This is a genomic window from Streptomyces sp. NPDC111606 (assembly GCF_055656945.1).
In genome coordinates this window covers 397,495-417,825 of sequence record NZ_JBVKBY010000008.1, presented here as the reverse complement: position 1 = coordinate 417,825, position 20,331 = coordinate 397,495, and the positions used below count along the sequence as shown (strand labels likewise).

Annotated in this window: 21 protein-coding genes; 5 read left to right on the top strand and 16 right to left on the bottom strand. The window is 70.1% G+C overall.

Features of this window, described 5'->3' with window-relative positions; all coding sequences use genetic code 11:
* Positions 1 to 43: 43 nt before the first annotated feature.
* The 9 genes from ACZ7M7_RS28765 to ACZ7M7_RS28725 all read right to left on the bottom strand — a co-directional run bounded on the left by ACZ7M7_RS28765 (position 44) and on the right by ACZ7M7_RS28725 (position 11,316).
* Positions 44 to 715 (bottom strand): DNA-formamidopyrimidine glycosylase family protein, encoded by a 672-nt coding sequence (locus ACZ7M7_RS28765; RefSeq protein WP_472121598.1) that lies wholly within the window; start codon positions 713 to 715, stop codon positions 44 to 46.
* Positions 716 to 803: 88 nt separating this feature from the next.
* Positions 804 to 2,129, bottom strand: coding sequence for a TerD family protein (locus tag ACZ7M7_RS28760; RefSeq protein ID WP_472121596.1), 1,326 nt, complete (start codon positions 2,127 to 2,129; stop codon positions 804 to 806).
* A 62-nt stretch (positions 2,130 to 2,191) separates the two neighbouring features.
* Entirely contained in the window at positions 2,192 to 4,192 is a 2,001-nt protein-coding gene (locus ACZ7M7_RS28755) for a beta-galactosidase (RefSeq protein ID WP_472121593.1), read from the bottom strand.
* On the bottom strand, positions 4,189 to 5,505 hold the full coding sequence (locus tag ACZ7M7_RS28750) for a glycoside hydrolase family 36 protein (protein WP_472121590.1): 1,317 nt from the start codon (positions 5,503 to 5,505) through the stop codon (positions 4,189 to 4,191). Before ACZ7M7_RS28750 ends, ACZ7M7_RS28755 begins: the two co-directional genes overlap by 4 nt.
* A 26-nt stretch (positions 5,506 to 5,531) precedes the next feature.
* A complete protein-coding gene (locus ACZ7M7_RS28745; protein WP_383608046.1) occupies positions 5,532 to 6,422 on the bottom strand; it encodes a carbohydrate ABC transporter permease in 891 nt (296 codons plus the stop codon).
* Positions 6,419 to 7,396, bottom strand: coding sequence for a carbohydrate ABC transporter permease (locus tag ACZ7M7_RS28740; protein WP_383608048.1), 978 nt, complete (start codon positions 7,394 to 7,396; stop codon positions 6,419 to 6,421). The genes ACZ7M7_RS28745 and ACZ7M7_RS28740 overlap by 4 nt, the downstream gene beginning before the upstream one ends.
* Before the next feature lie 5 nt (positions 7,397 to 7,401).
* On the bottom strand, positions 7,402 to 8,715 hold the full coding sequence (locus ACZ7M7_RS28735) for an ABC transporter substrate-binding protein (RefSeq protein WP_383608050.1): 1,314 nt from the start codon (positions 8,713 to 8,715) through the stop codon (positions 7,402 to 7,404).
* 258 nt (positions 8,716 to 8,973) lie between these two features.
* Entirely contained in the window at positions 8,974 to 10,743 is a 1,770-nt protein-coding gene (locus ACZ7M7_RS28730; RefSeq protein WP_472121586.1) for a copper resistance CopC/CopD family protein, read from the bottom strand.
* Positions 10,744 to 10,872: 129 nt separating this feature from the next.
* Positions 10,873 to 11,316 (bottom strand): ATP-binding protein, encoded by a 444-nt coding sequence (locus tag ACZ7M7_RS28725; protein ID WP_472121583.1) that lies wholly within the window; start codon positions 11,314 to 11,316, stop codon positions 10,873 to 10,875.
* Positions 11,317 to 11,549: 233 nt separating this feature from the next.
* Here ACZ7M7_RS28725 and ACZ7M7_RS28720 point away from each other — a divergent pair, with 233 nt between their 5' ends.
* Genes ACZ7M7_RS28720 through ACZ7M7_RS28710 form a run of 3 tightly spaced genes read left to right on the top strand, consistent with a single transcriptional unit; the run spans position 11,550 to position 13,119 of the window.
* Positions 11,550 to 12,404 carry a helix-turn-helix domain-containing protein gene (locus tag ACZ7M7_RS28720; protein WP_472121580.1) on the top strand — a complete coding sequence of 285 codons (855 nt, stop codon included), beginning with the start codon at positions 11,550 to 11,552 and terminating at the stop codon, positions 12,402 to 12,404.
* A 10-nt stretch (positions 12,405 to 12,414) separates the two neighbouring features.
* Positions 12,415 to 12,597, top strand: coding sequence for a DUF397 domain-containing protein (locus ACZ7M7_RS28715; RefSeq protein ID WP_472121577.1), 183 nt, complete (start codon positions 12,415 to 12,417; stop codon positions 12,595 to 12,597).
* 6 nt (positions 12,598 to 12,603) lie between these two features.
* On the top strand, positions 12,604 to 13,119 hold the full coding sequence (locus ACZ7M7_RS28710; RefSeq protein WP_472121574.1) for a DUF6879 family protein: 516 nt from the start codon (positions 12,604 to 12,606) through the stop codon (positions 13,117 to 13,119).
* Positions 13,120 to 13,155: 36 nt separating this feature from the next.
* Here ACZ7M7_RS28710 and ACZ7M7_RS28705 read toward each other — a convergent pair whose 3' ends face one another.
* The 3 genes from ACZ7M7_RS28705 to ACZ7M7_RS28695 are packed head-to-tail and all read right to left on the bottom strand — an operon-like array spanning position 13,156 to position 14,760.
* A complete protein-coding gene (locus tag ACZ7M7_RS28705) occupies positions 13,156 to 14,004 on the bottom strand; it encodes a helix-turn-helix domain-containing protein (protein ID WP_472121572.1) in 849 nt (282 codons plus the stop codon).
* 14 nt (positions 14,005 to 14,018) lie between these two features.
* Entirely contained in the window at positions 14,019 to 14,534 is a 516-nt protein-coding gene (locus ACZ7M7_RS28700; protein ID WP_472121569.1) for a DUF6879 family protein, read from the bottom strand.
* A complete protein-coding gene (locus tag ACZ7M7_RS28695) occupies positions 14,506 to 14,760 on the bottom strand; it encodes a hypothetical protein (RefSeq protein ID WP_472121566.1) in 255 nt (84 codons plus the stop codon). Before ACZ7M7_RS28695 ends, ACZ7M7_RS28700 begins: the two co-directional genes overlap by 29 nt.
* 654 nt (positions 14,761 to 15,414) lie before the next feature.
* On the opposite strand from ACZ7M7_RS28695, the gene ACZ7M7_RS28690 reads away from it, so the two are divergent.
* Both ACZ7M7_RS28690 and ACZ7M7_RS28685 read left to right on the top strand, forming a co-directional pair.
* Entirely contained in the window at positions 15,415 to 15,639 is a 225-nt protein-coding gene (locus ACZ7M7_RS28690; protein WP_472121563.1) for a DUF397 domain-containing protein, read from the top strand.
* Positions 15,640 to 15,721: 82 nt separating this feature from the next.
* On the top strand, positions 15,722 to 16,204 hold the full coding sequence (locus ACZ7M7_RS28685; RefSeq protein WP_472121560.1) for a hypothetical protein: 483 nt from the start codon (positions 15,722 to 15,724) through the stop codon (positions 16,202 to 16,204).
* 3 nt (positions 16,205 to 16,207) lie between these two features.
* On the opposite strand, the gene ACZ7M7_RS28680 is transcribed toward ACZ7M7_RS28685, so the two are convergent.
* The 4 genes from ACZ7M7_RS28680 to ACZ7M7_RS28665 are packed head-to-tail and all read right to left on the bottom strand — an operon-like array spanning position 16,208 to position 20,256.
* Positions 16,208 to 16,981, bottom strand: a complete 774-nt coding sequence (locus ACZ7M7_RS28680; RefSeq protein ID WP_472121558.1) for an SDR family NAD(P)-dependent oxidoreductase — start codon at positions 16,979 to 16,981, stop codon at positions 16,208 to 16,210.
* On the bottom strand, positions 16,978 to 17,451 hold the full coding sequence (locus ACZ7M7_RS28675) for a cupin domain-containing protein (RefSeq protein ID WP_472121554.1): 474 nt from the start codon (positions 17,449 to 17,451) through the stop codon (positions 16,978 to 16,980). Before ACZ7M7_RS28675 ends, ACZ7M7_RS28680 begins: the two co-directional genes overlap by 4 nt.
* Entirely contained in the window at positions 17,448 to 18,071 is a 624-nt protein-coding gene (locus ACZ7M7_RS28670; protein ID WP_472121550.1) for a GNAT family N-acetyltransferase, read from the bottom strand. The genes ACZ7M7_RS28675 and ACZ7M7_RS28670 overlap by 4 nt, the downstream gene beginning before the upstream one ends.
* On the bottom strand, positions 18,064 to 20,256 hold the full coding sequence (locus ACZ7M7_RS28665; RefSeq protein ID WP_472121547.1) for a penicillin acylase family protein: 2,193 nt from the start codon (positions 20,254 to 20,256) through the stop codon (positions 18,064 to 18,066). The genes ACZ7M7_RS28670 and ACZ7M7_RS28665 overlap by 8 nt, the downstream gene beginning before the upstream one ends.
* Between the last annotated feature and the right edge of the window lie 75 nt (positions 20,257 to 20,331).

The following is a 20,331-nucleotide window of genomic DNA, read 5'->3' as shown; positions in this document are numbered from 1 at the left end:
GCCCGCGCACGTCGGGCCGTCGCTTCGAGGTCGTCTGCCACACTCACGCCCCTCTCTCCTGGCACCCGGGACACACCGTCGTCCGGCCTGCCACGCGGGTGCGGCGCAGGGGCGCGCCGCAGCGGGGGCGGTGCGGGTCGGGGTCGTCGCGCCGGCCGGTGAGCCAGGTGGGGCGAGGGGGGACCCGGCCGGCGGTGACCGCGGGGCGCAGGGTGCGGCGCATCTCGGTGTAGCGGCCGTGGCGCTCGGGCTCGGCGAGGGCGTACGCCGGGGTGTTCGGGCGCAGCCTCGCCCGCCAGAGGATCTCGTCGGCCAGGAGGTTGCCGAGGCCGGCCACTACGCCATCGGAGTCGTCGCCGGCCGGCCACAGGCCCTGGAGTTTGCGCTGGTCGCGGCTGCGGAGCCGGTGGTCGCGGGCGACGGTGAGCAGGACACGGGCGTGGGGCTCGGCCGCATCGTCCGGGTGGTCGCGGAGCAGCAGGTCGGTCATGCCGAAGTGCAGCGCGAGGGTCGGGCCGCCGGTGCGGGCGAGCAGCCACTTGCCGTGCCGCTCCGCCCCGGTGACGCGCCGCCCCGCCGGCGAGTCCCGCAGCCGCCGCGTGCTCACGCCGTGCAGGACGCCCGGGTCGCGGACGTCGACGCGGCGGATGGTCCGGCCCTTCGCGCAGGACTGGAGCACGTTCCGGAAACCCTCGACGTCTGGCAGCTCAGGCATGGCGGACGGCCTTCGCGGTTGGATGCCGTGCTCTTATCTGTTTGCCCTTTTTGGGAGACTTCTCACATCGCCGGGCCCGGGCGTCGGCTCAGCGCCGCTTGAACTCCACCGGCCCCGCGTTCATCTCCACGGTGCCGTCCGCGTGCAGAACCGGGCGGCGCTCGGTCATACGGCCGCTGTAGGCCTCGACGTGGTGGATCTCCGCCCCGTCGGGCGCGGTGAAGTCGACCAGGGCGATGGCCACCCAGTACCGGGTCTTCGTGTTCTCGAAGAGCGGGACCGTGACGGTCGAGCCGCGCCCGTCGGTGACCACGACCTTCGCACCGAACCTGCGGAAGGAGCCGAAGCCGTTGCTGACCGCGGAGTAGGCGCAGAGCAGGACGTAGCCCTGCTGGTCGGGGCGGACGATACGGAGCGTCTCGCGGCCGGGGACGCGGGCGTCGCCGTCGAGGCGGATGAAGGGAGGCTTCTTCCGTGACCCCAGGCGCTTGTAGTAGACGACGTCCGCGCCCTTGCCCTTGTGCGCCGTGTCCGAGGGCGCCGGGCGCGAGCCCTTCTTCGCCGTGATGAGGGTGCCGGGGGCCCGGTCGCCGCGTATCGCCTTCGACGCCGGCACGAACAGGGCGTAGAGGTCGAGGTCGGCGCCCCGTCTGCGGCGCTGCTCGCTGCCGCCGTCCCACTCCAGGGTCGCGGTGACCACCAGCTCGCGGTCCGCCTTGTCCAGGCTCATCGCGACCTGGCCGCCCTTGTCGAGGCTGATCGTGCCGAGCGGGGGCTTGCGCAGGCTCATCGGGGGCGCGGTGGGGGCCGGCTGCGCCCCGCCCGAGGGCGGCTCGGACCGCACCGGCTCCTGAGACGCCACCTGCTGCTCGGGCTCCTCGGCCGCTTCCGGCTCCTCCTCGGCCACGTCTATGCCGAAGTCGGTGGCGAGCCCGGCCAGCCCGTCGGCGTACCCCTGGCCGATGGCGCGCAGCTTCCAGGCCTCGCCCCGGCGGTAGAGCTCCATCAGGAGCACGGCGCGTTCGCCGTCCGTGAGGGCCGGCGGGCGGAAGCGAACCGGGTCGGCGCCGGCTTGGGAGGCGCGCACGAGCACGTCCTTGACCTCGCGGAAGGTGCGGTTCGCGTCGTCGGGATCGCAGCTGCCGACCAGGACCACCCGGTCCACGCCGGCCGGGAGCGCGGCCGGGTTCACCGCGATGCGCTCCGGGCCCTCGGCATCGGCGGCGAGGTGTTGGACGGCACCGGACTCGGCGGACGGCTGGTTGTAGAAGACCAGGTCGTCGTCGGACCTGACCTTGCCGTCCGCCGCCACCAGCAGGGCACTGAGGTCGACCGTGCCGCCCTCGGCGTGCAGCTCGGCGACGACGGGCCCGGAGCCCACCGCTGTGTTCCCGCCCTTGGTCAGCTCCGGCATGCCGCCCCACCCCTCGAAGATCCCCCGGTGATTTCCCGCCACCCTGCCACATGGCGGGACGCTCAGCGCGGCTCGCGCACCACCGCCGTCTCCCCCGCCGGAACACTGACCGAACCCGGCACCGGCTTCCCGGTCAGCAGCTCCGTGGCGTCCGAAGCCACGGCCACGTGGACGGGACGGTCGGTGTGGTTGATGAGGAAGAGATAGTCGGCGTCCGCGCCCCGCCGCGAGGCCGCCTCGACGCCCCGAGGGGTGCTGCGCACCGGCTCCACTCCCGCCTCGCGGCGGATGCGGTCCAGGAGCGCGGCCAGGGTCTGCGGGTCGGGAAGGGTCGCCACGTACCAACTCACCCCGGAACCGGTGCTGTTGCGCGTCACCGCCGGTACACCACTCAGCGGCCCGGTCGTGTACGACTCGACCGGCTCGGCGCCGGACAGCCGTACCCGCTCCGACCACAGGGTCCCCGTACCGCCCCCGCTCAGCCCGACCGGCTCCCCCGGCAGCAGCGGGAACAGCTCGTCGGTCCGTACCCCGAGCGCCTCCCGGAACGCGCCCGGGTAACCGCCCAGCCGGACATGGCAGTTCTCGTCGACCGCCCCGCTGTGGAAGCCGACCGCCAGAGTGCCGCCGTCCGACGCGAAGGCCGTCAGATTCCGCGCGCCCTCGTCGTCCACCAGGTACAGCGAGGGGGCCAGCACCAGCCGGTAGGCCGACAGATCCGCGTCGGGGCGTACGAAGTCCACCGCCACGCCTGCCCGCCACAGCGGCTCGTACCAGGCGCGGACCAGGTCCAGGAAGCGGAGCTCGGTGCTCGGCTGGGAGGGGAGTTCCATCGCCCAGCGGGAGTTCCAGTCCCAGACGATGGCCACCTGGGCCGGGACGGTACTGCCCCTGACCTCCGCCAACGCCCGCAGATCCGCGCCGAGCCGGACCACGTCCCGCCAGATCCGGCTGTCCGTGCCGGCGTGCGGAAGCATCGCCGAGTGCCACTGTTCGGCACCCGCCTTCGCCGCCCGCCACTGGAAGTACGCGATGCCGTCGGCGCCCCGGGCCACATGGGCGAGGGCATTGCGCCGCAACTCGCCGGGCCCCTTGGCCCGGTTGACCGGCTGCCAGTTCACCGCGCCCGTCGAGTGCTCCATCAGCAGCCAGGGGCCGCCCGCGAGGGAGCGGACCAGGTCGCCGCTGAGCGCGATGTCGATCTCGGACTTGGGATCGGCCGACCGGAGGTAGTGGTCGTTGGAGACGATGTCCAGCTTCGGGGCCCAGCGCCAGTAGTCGAGGGCATCGAAGTTGTACATCACCATGAAGTTGGTGGTGGCGGGGACGGCAGGGGCCGCCGCCAGCAGCACCTCGCGCTCCGCCTCGTACAGCGAGAGCAGCTCGTCGCTGCAGAAGCGGCGCCAGTCCAGCTGATGGGTGGGGTTCGGAACGGCGCCGGTGGGGCGGGGCGGGAGGATCTCGTCCCAGTCGTAGTACCACTGGCTCCAAAAGCGCGTGCCCCAGGCGTCGTTCAGGGCGGCCAGGTCGTCCGCGTACCGCTCGCGCAGCCAGCGCCGGAATGCGGCAGCGCTCTCGTCGCAGTGGCACTCGGCGTTGTGGCAGCCGTACTCGTTGTGGACGTGCCACATCGCCAGCGCCGGATGGTCCGCGTACCTGGCGGCCAGCGCACGCGCGATGCGCAGGGCGGCCTCCCGGTAGGCGGGGCTCGAGGGACAGAACGTCTGACGGCTGCCGTACGACAGCCCCCTGCCGTCCTTGTCCACGGGCAGCGCCTCGGGGTGGGCGCGGAAGAACCACGCCGGGGGCGCCGCCGTCGGGGTCGCGAGGTCGGCCGCGATGCCGTGGGCGTGCAGCAGGTCGAGGACGCGGTCCAGGAGGGAGAAGTCGTACTCGCCCTCCTTCGGCTCCAGCAGTGCCCAGGAGAAGATGCCGACGCTGACCATGGTGACCCCGGCCTCGCGCATCAGGCGCATGTCCTCGGCCCAGACCTCCTCGGGCCACTGCTCGGGGTTGTAGTCGCCGCCGTAGGCGATGCCCTCGACAGACAGCTCGCGCTTCATCGGGCGCCCCCCGACAGCAGCCGGCGCGTCGTCGCCACGCCCCACTCGTCCAGTGACAGCAGCCGGTCGCTGGACGCCATCAGGCCGCCCGTCGCCTCGACATGCGCCGCCCACTGCTCCCGGGTCTCCACGGCCGGGCGGGCCATCAGGCAGTCGGGGTCGTTGGTCCAGAGGCGCCCGTGCTGCCACTGGCGGCCGACGCCGGTGAACTCGGCGGGGTCCTGGCCGGGTTGGCTGTAGTCGTCGGCCTCGGGGCGGCGGTGCGGGGCCGTGTCGGGGCTGACCCGCATCGCGTCGAACAGGCCGATGGACGCGAGCAGGGGTGCCCCGCAGCCCAGCAGGTAGGCCTCCTCGCCGATGGCCTCGCGGATCAGCCCGATCCCGGAGCGGTACGCCGTCAGCGCGTCGGCGTCCGGGTCGTGCCGTACGCCGTCCAGGGCGCCCGCGTAGAGGAAGTCGGCCTTGAAGTAGTCGTAGCCCTCGGCGCGCAGGGTCCGGAAGACCTCCGTCAGATACGCCGCCGCCCCGGGGTGCGTGGTGTCCAGGACGCGCAGGTCGTGGCCCCAGTTACGGCCGGCGTGCGTGAAGCCGCCGTCGGCGGTGCGCACCAGCCACTCGGGGTGCTCGGCGGCCAGGTCGCTCGCCGGGTCGACCAGGAAGGGGGCCGTCCAGATACCGGCGCGGCGGCCGCGGGCGCGGATGGCGTCGGCGATGCCCGCGCGGGAGCGGAAGCGGCCGGAGAGGGTGAGCCAGTCGCCCAGGGCCTTCTGGTAGCCGTCGTCGATCTGGACGACGTCGATGGGCAGGTCGAGGGTGTCCATCGCGCGGAGGTTCTCGTGGATGTCGTCCTCGGTGACGGCGGTGAAGTACTCGTACCAGGAGCACCAGACGGTGGGCGCCGGGCGGGGGGCCTCGCCCCCGAGAGCCGCGGCCCAGTCCGCCAGTACGGCCCGGATGTCCGTGCCCGTCCACTCCTTCACCGGGCCGTCGGCGCTGACCTGCGCCGTGTCCCCGTCGACGACCAGACGGATCGACGGCACCGCGCGCGTCGGCTCGACGGCCGCCCACAGACGAACGGGTGAGCCGTCGCCGGGGTCCAGGGCCAGCAGCCCCTCGCCCTGGAAGGCTCCCTCGGGAACGGTGACACCGGGCCGGTAACAGACCGTCGCCCAGTTGTCGTTGGCCGGACGGTACGGCTTCTCGCCGAGGGCGTAGGAGCCACTGGGGCTCCAGGACTGCCAGCCCTCCTCGTGGACACGGGCGTGGACCGTGTCCACGGGCACGGAGGCGACGGGGGTGAAGGGGTGGTGCACGGGTGTCTCTTTCAAGAAGGGGGCCGTCAGCCCTTGTTGGCGCCCAGCGTCAGACCGCTGACGAACTGCCGCTGGAGCACGAAGTACACGATCAGCGTGGGGATCGCGGTGAGCAGGGCGCCGGCGGCGACCAGGTTCGGATCCGTGAAGTACGCGCCGGTGAGGTTGTTCAGCGCCGAGGTGATCGGCATGTTCTCGCCGGTCGAGATCAGGACGAGGGCCCAGAAGAAGTCGTTGTAGATCCAGATGGACAGCAACGTCGCCAGGGCCGCCATCGCCGGGCGGCACAGCGGCAGCACGATCTGCCAGTACTGCCGCCACACCGAGGCGCCGTCCACGAGCGCGGCCTCGGTCAGCTCGTGCGGCAGCGAGCGCATGTAGTTGCTGAGCACGAAGGCGCAGAAGCCCGACTGGAAGGCGACATGAATCAACACCAGGCCGAGCGCGGAGTCGTAGAGCTTGCCGCTCATCGTGATGCCGGGCAGGTCGACCAGCAGGTACAGCCGGTACAGCGGGGTGATGATGACCTGCTGCGGCAGCAGGTTGCCCGCCGTGAAGACCAGCAGCAGCGCCAGGTTGATGCGGAAGTCGAAGCGGCTCACGTAGAAGGCGACCATCGAGGACAGGAACAACGTCACCAGCACCGCCGGCACGGCGATGATCATGGTGTTGACGAAGTAGTGGCTCATGTCCGACTGCGTGAAAGCGTTCGTGAAGTTGTCGAAGCTCAGCGTGTCCGGCCAGGACACGTATCCCTTCTCACTCGTCTCCGAGTACGGCCGCAGCGCCGCGTAGATCGCCCAGAGCAGCGGCGCGAGCCAGGCCAGCGCGGCGCCGGCGAGGAAGACGTGCAGCAGGATCCGGGCGGGGCGGACGGGGGCGCGCTTCTTGCCGAGCGCGAGGGTGCCGGTGCTCATGCGCGCCGCTCCTTCCGGAAGGTGGCCACCAGGTAGGGGATGATCACGACGAGCGAGATCAGCAGCAGGACGACCGCGATCGCGGAGCCGTATCCGATGCGGCTGGACTCGCCGATGATGTTGTTGGTGACCAGGATCGAGAGCAGCTCGGTGCCCTCGGCGCCCTTGTTGAAGACGAAGACCAGGTCGAAGGCGCGCAGGGCCTCGATGATGGTGACGACCAGGACGACGGTGTTGGTCGGGCGCAACGTCGGGAAGATGACGTTCTTGAACGTCTGCCACTCGTTCGCGCCGTCGAGCGCGGAGGCCTCCCGCAGCGAGGGGTCGACGCCCTTGAGGCCGGCCAGGTACAGGATCATCATGTAGCCGGTGTGACGCCAGGACGCGGCGACGAGGATCGCCCAGAGGTTGAGGTCCGGGTCGCCGATCCAGTCGATGTACTTGCCGGGCTCGTTGGCCCCGATGAGGCTGTTGATCAGGCCGGTGTCGGGGTTGTAGACGAGCTGCCAGACGAAGCCGATGACGGCCATCGACAGCACGACGGGCAGGAAGAACGCGGTCTGGTACACCCTGCTGAACCGGATCTTCTTGTCCAGCTGCACGGCCAGGAAGAGGCCGAGCGGGGTCGGGATCGCGATCAGGACGACGAACCAGATGACGTTGTGCTGGACGGCGGGCCAGAACTGCGGGTTCTGCTCGAAGAGTTCCTTGAAGTTCTGCAGCCCGACCCACTGGATGGAGTCGAAGCCGATCCCGTCCCAGGTGGTGAAGGCCAGCGCGATCGAGGCCAGCGCCGTCACCCAGACGAGAGCGATGTGCAGGACGGTCGGCAGGCCCGCCATCAGCCCGAGGGTGAGCCGGTCGCGGCGGGTCAGCAGACGGCGGTGCCCGTGGGGCACCTTCTTGGCGGGGGCAGCGCCCGGAGGCGGCACGGCGGCCGCCTCCGGGATCTCCTTGGTGGTTTCTGTGGTCATGTCGATCAGCCGGACGCGAAGATCGTCTTCTTCTGGCGCTCGATCGAGGACAGCAGGCTGTCCACGCCCTTGGGGTCGCGGATGAACTTCTGCAGCGCGGGCTGCATCACGGTCGACGTGAAGTCGGGGCGGCTGTCACGGTCCATGAACTGCGTCAGGGACTTGGCGCCGGAGATCATGTCGTACGCCTTCTTCTGCAGCGCGGTGTACGACGACGTGTCGGCCTTGGTGGAGGCGTGGACCACGCTCGGGTCGGACTTGAGATAGATGTCCTCGGCGTCCGGAGTGCCCAGGTACTCCAGAAGCTTGACGGCCTCGGCCTTGTTCTTCGGGCTCTTGCTCATCATGAAGCCGTCGGTCGGCGCCTCGACGGTGTCCTGCCCGAACTGCGGGTCGATCTCCGGGAAGGCGAAGAAGTCCAGGTCGTCCAGGGCGGCCTTGTCGGTGAACTGCTGGGCCACGAAGGTGCCGAGCAGATACATGCCGGCCTTCTTCGAGGCGAGCGTCTGGGCCGCGTCCTGCCAGGTACGGCCGACGGCGCCCTCCTGGTGGTAGGGGAGGATCTCGGTCCACAGGTCGAAGACCTTGCGCACCTTGGCGTCGGTCCAGGAGGCCTTGCCGCCCATCAGGTCGACGTGGAAGTCGTAGCCGTTCTGGCGGAAGTTGATCTGGTCGAAGGTGCCGAGCGCGGGCCAGGCGTCCTTGTCGCCGAAGGCGATCGGGACGAGCTTGTCCTTCTGCATCTGCTTGCACAGCGCCACGAAGTCGTCCCAGGTGGTGGGGACTTCGTAGCCGTTCTCCTGGAAGACGCTCTTCCGGTAGAAGATCGCCCACGGGTACGTGTACAGCGGCACGAAGTAGTACTTGCCGTCCTCGCCCTTGCTGAGCTTCTTCATCGCGTCGGGGAAGTTGCCCCCGATGGTCTGCCACACGTCGTCGATCGGGGTGGCGAGGCCCTTGGCCGCGAAGAACTGCATCCGGTAGCCGGCGAACCAGGTGAACACGTCGTCCGGCGTGCCCTGCAGGTAGGAGTTGATCTGCTCCTGGAAGGTGTTGGAGTCCTTGGTGTTCACGTCGACCGTGATGCCGGACTTCTTCTTGTAGGCCGCGTAGATGTCCGCGAACGCCTTCTTCGGCACGGCGTCGGACGCCTTGGAGCCGAGGGTGACGGTCTTCGGGTCGCTCGCCGTGCCACTGCCGCCGCAGGCGCTGAGCAGCGGAATGCCCGCGCCGAGTACGGCGGCGCCACCTATGCCGCGCAGCAGGGTGCGACGACTTGTCGAGGGCAGTGAGAGACCGGAGGGGGAGAGGTGCTGCATCTACGGCTCCTGAGGGCAGGGTTCGATCATGAGGGTTGGACGCGTCGAAGTCCGTCGTAACCGATCAGAAATCAACTTGACCGAACACGATGGCGCAATAACAGCCGTATGTCCGGTCATGCGTCAAGGGATGTCGATCGACGTTTCGGAAACGTGACCGATATCTCGGACCTCAAGGTCATCGTCGGGATGATCGAATCCGGGAACGTTCACGGCGCCTGCAAGTCCCGCCATCGAGGCGCGTGTACGGCACAGGTTCTAGCGGACGACCACGGTCTTGGTCTCGCTCACCTGGTCGACCTCCGACGTCCGCACGGTCACCTTCATCTCCCACTTCCCGGCGAGAGGCAGGCTGAGGAAGCTGTTGCCCCAGTAGCCGCCCTTGTCGGCGAGTCCGGCGTCGATGGGGCCGACGTCCTTGGCCGGGAGGGTGAAGGAGACGCGCAGTTCGGGGACGGTGGCGACGCCGGCGTCGGGGCCGAAGACGATCGCCTCGAGGGAGTTGTCGCCGACCCGGCCCGGGTCGAGGGTGATCTGCACCTTGCCGCGGCCGCCGGGGGTGCCGACGTCGAAGGGGACCACGGTCACGGAGGCGCCGATCACCGCGGGCGCCTGCGCCGCCGCCTCGGCCTGCGCCCGGCCGGGCAGGGTGCTGGTGAGCACCGTGGTGACCGCCAACACCGCGGCACCCACGGCGACCTCCGCGAGAACGGAACGGCGCAGCGCGCGGCGCTGCGGGTCGGTCGTCGGCGGTACGTCGGCCTCGGCCGCGCGCGGGGCCTCGGGCAGCGACGGCGGCCCGCCGACGGGCTCCGGAACCCGGTCGCGCTCCTTCTCCTGCACGACGGCATCCACGACGGCATCCACGACCGCCGCCGCGTCGGCCGTGGCCAGCCGCGCGGTCCAGCGCCGGGACACGGCCGCCGCCGCGAGCAACAACGCCACCGCGACGAGCTTGAGGACCAGGAGCCTGCCGTACGTCGTGCCGGTGAGCGCGTCCCAGGAGCCGAGGCCGCGCCAGGACTGGTAGACGCCGGTGACGACCAGGACGGTCACCGAGGCGAACGCGAGGCGGGAGAAGCGGGTGACCGTGGCCGGGGTCAGGTGCGCGCGGTACAGCGTCGCGAGCAGCGCCGCGAGACCGCCCATCCACACCGCCGTGGCCAGCAGGTGCAGCGCCGAGGACGTCATCGCCACCGGCACCTGGATGCCAGCGGAGGCGTGCTCGCCGGCGGCCCAGGTCACGGCGAGACCGACGGCGAGGGCGGCGCCTGCCCAGCCGTAGGGCTTACGGCGCCCGGTGAGCCGTACGAGATAGACGGCGGCGACCGCCAGGAGGCCCAGCCGGGCCAGCAGGACCGCGCCCGGCCTGCTGCTCACGGTCCGGGCCAGGGCGTCGGCGCTCAGGGCGCCCATCGGGCCCTGGCCCGTCTCGTACGGGGCACGCAGCACCAGCAGGGCGAAGGTGGCGGCGAGGAGCGTCCACCAGGCGGCCCTCAGCAGCCTGCGGAGCACCGGGGCGTCCGGTGGGCGGCACACCGCCATGAAGGTCGCGGCGCCGATGAGCAGGGCCGCGGCGAGGTAGGCCAGATAGCGGGCGATGTTGTAGAGGGTCTTGGTCGCCGGGTCCTCGGCGGGCCCGGTGTCCACGGTTGCCGTCGTCAGGGACGGCTTCCCGACGGAGAAGGTGAACGCCCCCGACACCGGGTGGCTGTCGGCCGACACCACCCGCCACGCCACCGTGTAGGTGCCCTCGGCGAGCTTCGCGGGCAGCGTCACCCGGGCGCTGTCACCACCGTCCGAGCCGTGCTCCGGCTCACCCGTGCGCAGCCGGCGGCCCTCGGGGTCCAGCACGCGGAAGGAGTCGTCGAGCAGGCCGACGGACTCCGTGAAGGTCAGGGTGAGGTCACGGGGGGCCGACTTGAGGACGGATCCGTCCTCGGGGTCGGTGGCGCGGAGGGCCGCGTGGGCCGACGCGGGTCCTGTACCGGCGAGGAGGAACAGGACCAGCAGGGTGCCGAGCAGCACCAGCCTTTGAAAGTGTCGTCGCCCTCGACGTCCTGGCCGTCCGCCATCACACCTCACGCCACTTCTCCGTCATCGATCGGTGCCACCTCGGCGTCACATACGGACGCGAAGGGTTCCACACTCACCGGCTCACCCGCTCATCTCGAACCAGAGCAGCTTCCCGGCGCGACGGTCGAGGCTGCCGTCACCGAGGGACACGCCGCCCCAGTGGTCGGCGTATTCCTGTACGAGGCGCAGGCCACGGCCACCGTCGGCGTCCGGCGGGGCGAGCGGGACGTGATCGTGGGGCGGTCGGACGAAGGGTGCGGGGACGCGGGGGTGGCTGTCCCAGACACCGACGCGCAGACGTCCGTCGGCGAGCGCGGTGAGGCGGAGCGACGCGGGGCCGTTGGTGTGCCGGTAGGTGTTCGTCACCATCTCCGAGGTCATCAGCTCGACGGCATCGAGGATCTCGGCTCTGCCGTGACTGACAAGCACCGACCGCACGGTCATGCGTGCGACCCGTGCCGCGCGGGGGTCGTGGGGGAGGCGGAGGGCGTACGTCCAGGTGTCGGGCGGGGATACGGTGCGCATGGATCCTCCGGGAGTCTCGCAAGAAAGGGGACTTGAGCTCGCTCAACTGCCGTGCCGGGCGGTGGCATTGCCTGGGTTGGTGCGCTTCCGGCTTATGGGCGCGGGGAGTTGGGCGACCTGGGCACTAAGGTAAAAGCAAAGGGAAGATAGATCTTCCAGACATGGAAGATGAGCCTGCGATTACCTCATGTGGGTTACAAGAACGCCGCGTTCGCGGCCTGGAAGGAGGTGCCGTGCCGCCCACCAGCAACCCCACCCTGCGCCAACGGCGTCTCGGCGTCGAACTGCGCAAACTCCGTGAGCGTGCCGGGTTCACGGTGACCGAGGCTGCCGCGCACCTCGGGGTCAACCAGGGACGCGTCAGCATGATCGAAACTGGGCGAAGCTCCCTCAGCGCCGACCGTGTCCGAACCGTGGCGTCCGCCTACGGCTGCCCGGACGAGGCACTCATCGACGCCTTGGCGGCGATGACCGGACGCAGGGCGCGCGGCTGGTGGGAGGAGTACCGCGAGCATGTACCCGCCGCACTGGTCGACCTGGCCGAACTGGAGCATCACGCCAGCGCGCTGCGTGTGGCACTCGTCATCCACATCCCGGCGCTCCTGCAAACCACCGACCATGCACGAGCCCTCTTCCGGTCAGTGGTGCCACCGATGCGCCAGTACGAGGTCGAGCACCGCCTCACGCACCGCATCAAGCGGCAAGGACTTCTCCATCGTGCCGACCCGCCCCCGTACACAGCGACCATCCACGAGACGGCACTCCGCATGGGCTTCGGCGGCCCTGTCGTCACCCGTGGTCAGCTCAAGCATTTGATCGACATGAGCGAACTGCCCCACGTCACGCTCCGGGTGATCCCTTTCGGCACGGACCGTTTCCCCACCACCGGCCAGTCCTTCGACTACGTCGAGGGTTCTGCCCCTCAGCTCGACACGGTCCAGTTGGACTCGCACCACGGCGCCTGCGAGTTCCTCGACGCTGAGGCACAGCTGAGCAAGTACCGGGCCGTACTGGACCGGGTGGAGTCCTGCGCGCTCGACCCCGCCAAGACGCGCGACTTCATCCACCATCGCATCCAGGACCTGTGAAGGAACCAACATGCAGACGCTCCACTGGCAGAGGTCGACCTACAGCGGTGACGGCTCGAACTGCGTCGAGATAGCCTCCACCCCCACCGCCATCCACATCCGCGACTCCAAGAACCCGACCGGCCCGCACCTCACCCTCCGGCCCACCGCGTGGACGGGCTTCCTCTCGCACGCGGCGTCCCCGAGGCGGTGATTGGCTGTGCTGACACTTGAGGACCGACTGCGACGCTGCACCCGTTCTGCCGTCCATCTGGAGATGCGCGACGAGTACATGCGCTCGGACCCCAGGTTCGCGGCCTGGCAGAACGGCGTCCGCAACGATCCTGCGGAGAGCGACCCGAAGCGCCGGCCATGGCTGCGGCTCATCACCGACCTCGTAGCCCAGGGGGTCGACGTACGCAGGGCCAGGATCGTGTCGGAGCCGGTGTCGGACTACATCCGCTTCGAGCACCACTTGACCGACCCAACCGTGCAGGCAGGCGAGCAAGTGCGCTGGCTGTCTCGCCGTCACGCATCCGGGCTGGCCCTGCCCGGCAACGACTTCTGGCTCTTCGACAACGACTCGGTCGTCTTCAATCACTTCGCCTGTGATGGAGAACTCGCTCCGGACGACGAGGAGTTCACGGGCGATCCAGCCGTCGTGAAGCTGTGCTCGGATGCGTTCGAGGCCGTCTGGGCTCTGGCACTGCCACACGGGGACTACAGGTTTGCCTGATCCACACTTCACCGGCTGCGTGGACGACTACGGCTCTCAGTGCAGGGATGCCAACGCACCCGCTATCAGGGCACGCGCCTCGGCTCCCCGCGCGGCTCCCTGCGAGAGGCGTTCAAAGGCTCTGGCGTAGAGCTCGATCTGGCCGGGCTCTGTCAGGGTGGAAGCAGCATCCAACGAGTCCGCATGCACCCTGGTGTTATCGAAGATCGTGAAGGTCGGCATGGGCCACACAGTCCGTCGATGGGAAAGCGGGACGATACCCACGGCAACGTTCTGGAGATCCATCACCCCTAGCAGGTGACCAAGTTGTGCCCCCATGGTCTCGGCACTGCACAGCCGGTACCGCAACACCGGCTCCTCCAGCACGAACGAGAACCGGCGGGAGCCATCGCTCAGTACGGCGCTACGCCTCATACGGGCCGCCACCGCGTCGCTTACGTCGTCCGGGGCTCCCCGAAATTCCGCGATGGACGACAGAAGACCGGTGGCGTATCCGGGGGTCTGGAGGAACCCAGGGATCACGTCAGACACGTAGACGCGGAAGACCTTGGTTTGTTGGTACAGATCGGCCACGGACTCCTGCAGGCGACGCAGACCACTCCGCTGGAGTCGCCGCCACTGCACATGTGCATCAGCCGACTGTCTGTTTGCCGCGATCAAGTCGGCGGCCTGGCCCTCAGCGGCGCAGACCCGGCACCACGCTTTGATGTCCGCGTCGGAGGGTGGGGTCTTGGCGTTCTCGATCCGGGAAGACTTCGACTCCGACCAGCCACACCTGACAGCCAGCTCCCGCCCCGTGATCCCGGCTTCCTTCCGGATCTCACGCAGACGCCCGGCGAGATCTTCGCGTGCCTTCTGAACGCGTGAAGAGGGGTGCGGGGGCATGAAGCCGGCCTTCGTCAGATCTCGTACAGGTGGTGCGGGACCGCTCGTTCCCAGACTGCCTCGAAGGCCGCAGAACACAGCTTCACGGCCTCCGGATCTGCCGTGATCTCGTCCTCGACCACCGCTCCGTCACCGGAGAAGTGGTGCACCCGGAGCAGCACGCCGTCGAACAGCCAGAAGTCGTTTCCCGGCAACGGGATGCTCGTGGCTCGCCGCCGTGGCAACCATCGAACCTCCTCGCCCGCCGTGACGTTGGCGTGCGTCACGTAGTGCTCCCAGCGGATGTACTGGGATACGGGCTCGGAGACCACCCTGGCCCGTCGGATCACTACGCCCCGGGCCACCGTGTCCGTGATCAATTGATCGTACGGATGCCACCAGGATTCGCGGTCCTTCCAGTTGATCCGCTCGCCCCGCTTCCACGCCTCGAAACGGTCGGTTGAAGCGTAGGAGTCGCGCAGCTCCAGGTGGATCGCAGACCGCTCGCACTGCCCAAGCAGCTCAGCGAAGCTGGGCACGCTCGACGGCATCACAGGCCTCCCTGATCATCGGGATCATCCGGGCCGGAATCCGGACGATGGCTTCGCTATCGGGCACCCTGCCGTTCGCGGGGCTACTCGCCTCGCACTCCGCCTGAGTCTCGGGGCTCGGCTTCCAGCCTTGCAACAAGATCTCCTGAGCTCCCGCGTCCGCCCAGACGGTGGGGCAGTGGTCCCGGTCGGTGTCGGGGTCAATTCCCACAAACTCTACGGCCATGGCTGGCTCCCCTTTTCGGGTGCTTGCTCGGGCTTGCATCAGCTTCATTGAAATGCCTGGACGGCATCAGAATCACCCCCGACAAGCGAATCGACATGCAAGCTCATGCAAGTTCGTAGAGCCCTGGGGGCACCGACTCCTAGCGTCGCTGCATCACGCAGACGATCCGGGGAGGCGGCAGTGTCACAGAACCCACAGGGCTACCACCTGACCGAGTTACCGACTGCCGAGCCCTCCACCATGTCTGGCTGCCCGAACTGCCTGTCCCTTTCCGTCAGCAGGGAGAACGCACGAGCCAGAGGTGACTACAGCGCCGTTTCCGACGCGAACGCAGAACTGCGCCAGCACCAAGTAGAGGCGCACCCATCATGAGAAGCGAAACCCCCGCGTCTCTCTTCGCCGACCGGCCCTTGATGACGCTCCGGGTGTCGCGTGACTCCGGGCGAACGTGGGGTTCTGAGCAGGCCGTATTCGCCACGGCCGACCTCCCGCCCCTGATGAACCACCAGTGGCCGCCCTGTCAGTGCCGGCGTTGCGCCGCGTCCGGCAAGCGCTGCGACCGCTGAGGCCTCATTCCCATGGACTCCCGCCCACAAGGGCGGCGGCGGTCAGCCATGACCGCGATCAGATCACTTGAGCAGGAAGGCACAGCGAATGCTGAACGGAACCAACCTGTATTCCCTCGACATCAACGCGGCCTCGTTCGTGAAGGCCTGCGGCGGCCCCTGCACCGAAGGATGCGTGACCCTCGCCCGAATCGGCGACGGCGCCTGGGCCCTCGGCGACAGCAAGCGGCCCGACGCACCGCCCCTCCGCTTCACCACGGAGGAACTGGACGCGGCCGGCATCGACCCGGCGCGCTTCGGACTCAACGTCTGACCCTCCCCCCAACCAGCCGGGCCGGCCCCCTCCGCCGTCCCCTCGCCCGGCCCGGCTGGTACCTCTCGAACGGGAACGACAGGTGCACCACCACGCCTACCTATGGACCGGCCCCAAAGCGCGCTTCGACAACGAGGCCCTACGGCGACCTCCGCACCCTCAGACCCCACCCCCACCGGCCCCGAACGACCCCGCAGCCGAACGCCTGCTCCAGCGCTACCGGGAAGTGGCGACGGCGTTCCCGACCTCCGACCTGCCACCGCTGGAAACGGCGTACTGGCTCGTCAAGCCGCGTTCGCTCGTGCGTGGCACCTGGGATGAGGCGAGGGATGCGGCGATCTGGCTCGGAGAACGGCTGGCCGAGTACGCGCATCGGTTCGCCTGCGAGCGCGACCGTGACACCGCCCGGCTGGCCCATCTGGTCGACTCCGCCGCCGAACGACTCGCTACGGGAGCCGACGTGTCGTACGGCTTCTACCTGGAACGCCCCGCGTACCTGTCGCTGGCCATGGTGACCTGCTCCCCGAACCGATCAAGGTCCACCGTGTCGTGTCCCCTCGGATGACCGTCACCACGTCGGCCGAGCCGACACCCCACCGTCCACCACCAGGTCATGCCCCGTGACCCAGGACGCCATCCCCGACGCCAGGAACACACAGGCGTCCCCCACGTCCTCCGGACGCCCCAGTCGCCCGGTCGGCGCCGCCCGCTCCCACCGCCGCACCCCCTCCGGCCACGCCTCCTCCAGCCCTTCCCGGTGGATCAGCCCGGGCGAGACCGTGTTGACGCGAATGCCGAAGGGGCCGTACTCCAGGGCGGCCGAACGGGCATGCATCACCACGGCCGCCTTGGACGAGGCGTAGTGGGCGTGCAGGGGGGCCGGACGGGTCGCCTCGATGGACGCGATGTGGGTCACCGAGCCGCCGCCCTCCTGCTCCCGCATCACCTCGGCCGCGGCCTGCGTACACGCGAACACGCTCGACAGATTGGTGTCCACGACCGCCCGCCACTGAGCCACCGTCATGCCGGGCAGCTCCCGCGTCGGTTGTACGCCCGCGTTGTTGACCAGCGCGTTCAGTCGCCCGTCACCCCACTCGGCAGCCTCGGCCACCACCCGCCGGCACTCCTCCTCGTGCGCCAGGTCGGCCCGCAGCACGAGCGCCCGGCCACCCGACTCCCGGATCCGGGACGCCACGTCCCCCGCCGCCTCCACCGCCGTCCGGCAGTGCAGCACGACCGCCGCCCCCTCCTGCGCGAACCGCGTCGCGATCCCGCGCCCGATGCCACCGCCCGCACCCGTGACCAGGGCGACCTGTCCTTCGAGGAGTCCGCGTCCGCTCATGGGCGGCACAGTGCCTGGATACGGTCGGCCTCGGCGGGATACCGCGCCGTCAGCTCCGCCAGGTCGCCGTGCTCGTAGCCCTCGTAGGTGAAGCCCGGCGTCATCGTGCAGCCGAAGAAGGCCCAGGACCCGCCCTCCACCACCCGCGCGCCCATCCAGGTTCCGGCGGGAACGGTGAACTGGATGTGCTGACCCCTCAGGACGTCGGGGCCGAGCACGACGGTGCGTGACGTGCCGTCCGGGGCGAGGAGCAGCATCTCGAGCGGGTCGCCCAGGTAGAAGTGCCAGACCTCGTCGGACGGCAGGCGGTGCAGGGCCGAGAAGTCGCCCGCGGTGAGCAGGACGACTATCGCGGTCCCCTGCGGCCGACCGTCGGGCAGCTCCGGCCCCGCCCAGGTCCGCCGGAACAGCCCGCCCTCACGAGGGATCGGCTCCAGTGAGTAGTGCGCGACGAGGTCTTCAGGAGTCACGCCGGGAAGGCTACCTCCCGGGTCAGGAAGGCGAGTTGGGCCTTCTTCTCAGGGATGTACACGTCCGGGAGGTCGACCTCCGGCAGCACGACCACCGGGCCGGCCGCGAAGCCCTGCCTGAGGAAGCGGGCGATGGCCCTTTCATTGCGCACATCCGGGTCGACGACCACCCGTCGGCGGTCCAGGGTGCCGAAGACGTACGACGCGATGACGGCCAGCAGCACCGAGGTCCAGCCGGGCCGCGCGCCCTCGGGACCGGCGGGCGCCAGCAACAGGTGGATGCCGATGTCGCCCGGAAGCACCTCGTAGCACTCGCTGACCCGGTCCGCCTCCGGCTCGTATGTCTGGAGCACCGCCACCGGGTCCCCGTCCACCGCCACGAGGAAGGCGTGGTGGGTGTCGAGGGTGTCCATGTGGGCGTAGATCCCGGCCACCTGGTCCCGGGTCAGGCCGTTCATGCCCCAGAAGGCGGCGCGTTCCTGGCTGACCCAGCCGTGGACGACCTCGGCGTCGGCCTCCGGGTCGAGGCGCAGCACCCGCACGGTGCCGAAGCCTTCGACGGCCTGTTCGTGAACGGCTTCTCGGACGGGTTCCGTCACGGCGGCGGGCAGGTCAGACATCGGACTCCTTCTCCAGCTCGGTGAAATCGGTGACGACCGGGACCAGATCTCCCCCGACCCACAGGGGGAGCTGGTCGCGGTGGTGGGGTGAGGCCGGGATGCCGGACGCGCCGAGCGGGACCACCCAGAGGCCGGCCTCGCGGTCGGCCAGGTCCCAGACGTAGCGGGCGGCGGGGCCGCGGACGCTCAGGTCGGTGAGGCCGGGTACGGCGGACGTGCACAGCACACAGTCGTGGTCGCCGGACAGGCCGGGTCCGTCGTACGGGGCGGTGGCGAGCGCCCGCCAGGGGGCGAGGCGGTGGGTGTCGCCCCAGGTGCCGGTGGGCTGCCCGGCCTGCGCGGCGGCCACCTCCTCGACCGCCTCGCGGACGATCTCGGCGCGGTCGATGCCGTACAACTCCTCGGCGCGCAGCAGGTGTTCCAGGGCGAAGCCGACGCGCGGGAGCAGGGCCAGCCAGGGGAGCAGGACCTGCGGATACGCGGGCGGGGCGGACAGCGCGGCGAAGGCCGGGTGCGCGGCGAGCCGCCGTACGACCGCACTGCGCACCGCGGCGTACCCGGCCGCGGCCGCGCTGTCCGCGTCCATGCGGCGGTCCCAGGTCAGCAGGGTCCGGCGGATGCCGGCGGCCTCGGGGGTGAGGGTGTCGACGACCCGCAGCATCTCCAGCAAAGGTTCCGCGGAGGCGAGTTGGGTGTCCATGTGGATCGCCGGCATGTCCGCCGCCGACCAGTGGTCCTTCTCGCCCAGCAGGGCCCTGATGCGGTCGGCGCGATGGGGCGGGGCGAACTCGACGCCCAGGGGTGCGGCGATGCCCCGCTGGTTGGCCATGGCGGCGACGCCGTCGGTGAGGCCGCCGCGGGGCGTCTCGTGCCAGCCGAGCCAGTCGTGGCCGGGCTGCCAGGCGGGCACGAGCCGGGTGCGGTTGGCCTCGGAGCGCACCGGCACCTTCCCGGCGACGCGGTGCAGCAGACCGCCCTCGGTGTCGGCGGCCTGGACGACATTGACGGGCTCGGCCCACAGGTCGACGGCCCGGTCGACGTCGGCGACGCTGCGGGCCCGGAGGAGCGGGAGGAGGGCGCTGAAGCCGAGGTCGGCGGTGACGCGGGGCGGGTAGCGGAGGGTGACGGCGAGGGGGCCGTCGGCCGGGGCATGCCCCATGGAGAAACCTTCCTGCACCTCCTCGGGCAACCCTTCCTGCAGCCCCTCGGACAGCCCCTCCTGCAGCCCCTCGGACAGCCCCTCCTGCAGCCCCTCGGGCAGCCCTTCCGGCCCCCCGATGATCACCGGCCCCCGCTCCGTCTCGATCACCTCGATCTCGACCGGCTCCTCCCCCGCGACCTCCACCACCTCGGTGTGCCGGACGGCCCGCCGCCAGACCCCGTCCGGGTCCAGGGCCTCCACGCCCGCCCCGGTGCGCCGCAGCCGCTCCCGGTACAGGTCCTGGTAGTCGGCCATGGCGTTGGTGATGGCCCAGGCGACCGCGCCGGTGTGGCCGAAGTGGGCGATGCCGGGGACGCCGGGGACGGCGAGGCCGATGACGTCGAACTCGGGGCAGGAGAGGTGGATCTGCTGGTAGACCCCGGGCTCCTCGATGAAGCGGTGCGGGTCACCGGCGATGATCGCGTGCCCGGTGACGGTCCGTTCGCCGCTCACCAGCCAGCCGTTGCTGCCGGAGGTGGCGGGCCCGTCGGCGGCGAACAGCCCGACCGCGTCGGCGCCGAGATGCCGTACGACCTGCTCACGCCAGAGCTTGGCCGGGAAGCCCGCGAAGAGGATGTGGATACCGAGCCAGATGCCGAGCGGGGTCCAGGGTTCCCAGCGGCCGGGGGTGAGCCCGGCCTGCGCGAACTCCGGGCTGCGGCGGGCACCTTCGGCCAGACTCTCGTTGACCCCGTCGACGTACGCCCGCACCCACCCCGACGTCTCCGGATCCTGTCTCTCCAACGCGTCGAAACAACGTCTCGCCGTGTCGTCGAGTCGGGCCCGTCTGACGAACCGGTCCCAGGGCAGGGCCTCGGCGCCCAGGAAGGACGCGGACGTGCCCTGGGAGCGGTGCCGCTCCACCTCCAACTGCCAGGCCCGGTCGAGGGCGGTGACGCGGCCCTGTACCCGGGCGAGTTCTCTCGCTCCGTCGGCGCGGAGATGCGGTATGCCCCAGGCATCACGGAAGATCTCGCCGGTCACCTGTGCCCCTCCCTTGCTTTAGGTTAGGCTTCCCTAAGTTATTGGTGCGGGAATCGTACGCGAAAGGTGAAGACA

Excerpts from the sequence above, each read along its gene's own strand:
- ACZ7M7_RS28765 (WP_472121598.1), bottom strand. The coding sequence starts at position 715 with ATGCCTGAGCTGCCAGACGTCGAGGGTTTCCGGAACGTGCTCCAGTCC.
- ACZ7M7_RS28760 (WP_472121596.1), bottom strand. The coding sequence starts at position 2,129 with ATGCCGGAGCTGACCAAGGGCGGGAACACAGCGGTGGGCTCCGGGCCC.
- ACZ7M7_RS28755 (WP_472121593.1), bottom strand. The coding sequence starts at position 4,192 with ATGAAGCGCGAGCTGTCTGTCGAGGGCATCGCCTACGGCGGCGACTAC.
- ACZ7M7_RS28745 (WP_383608046.1), bottom strand. The coding sequence starts at position 6,422 with ATGAGCACCGGCACCCTCGCGCTCGGCAAGAAGCGCGCCCCCGTCCGC.
- ACZ7M7_RS28740 (WP_383608048.1), bottom strand. The coding sequence starts at position 7,396 with ATGACCACAGAAACCACCAAGGAGATCCCGGAGGCGGCCGCCGTGCCG.
- ACZ7M7_RS28735 (WP_383608050.1), bottom strand. The coding sequence starts at position 8,715 with ATGCAGCACCTCTCCCCCTCCGGTCTCTCACTGCCCTCGACAAGTCGT.
- ACZ7M7_RS28725 (WP_472121583.1), bottom strand. The coding sequence starts at position 11,316 with ATGCGCACCGTATCCCCGCCCGACACCTGGACGTACGCCCTCCGCCTC.
- ACZ7M7_RS28715 (WP_472121577.1), top strand. The coding sequence starts at position 12,415 with ATGCAGACGCTCCACTGGCAGAGGTCGACCTACAGCGGTGACGGCTCG.
- ACZ7M7_RS28705 (WP_472121572.1), bottom strand. The coding sequence starts at position 14,004 with ATGCCCCCGCACCCCTCTTCACGCGTTCAGAAGGCACGCGAAGATCTC.
- ACZ7M7_RS28700 (WP_472121569.1), bottom strand. The coding sequence starts at position 14,534 with ATGCCGTCGAGCGTGCCCAGCTTCGCTGAGCTGCTTGGGCAGTGCGAG.
- ACZ7M7_RS28695 (WP_472121566.1), bottom strand. The coding sequence starts at position 14,760 with ATGGCCGTAGAGTTTGTGGGAATTGACCCCGACACCGACCGGGACCAC.
- ACZ7M7_RS28690 (WP_472121563.1), top strand. The coding sequence starts at position 15,415 with ATGCTGAACGGAACCAACCTGTATTCCCTCGACATCAACGCGGCCTCG.
- ACZ7M7_RS28680 (WP_472121558.1), bottom strand. The coding sequence starts at position 16,981 with ATGAGCGGACGCGGACTCCTCGAAGGACAGGTCGCCCTGGTCACGGGT.
- ACZ7M7_RS28670 (WP_472121550.1), bottom strand. The coding sequence starts at position 18,071 with ATGTCTGACCTGCCCGCCGCCGTGACGGAACCCGTCCGAGAAGCCGTT.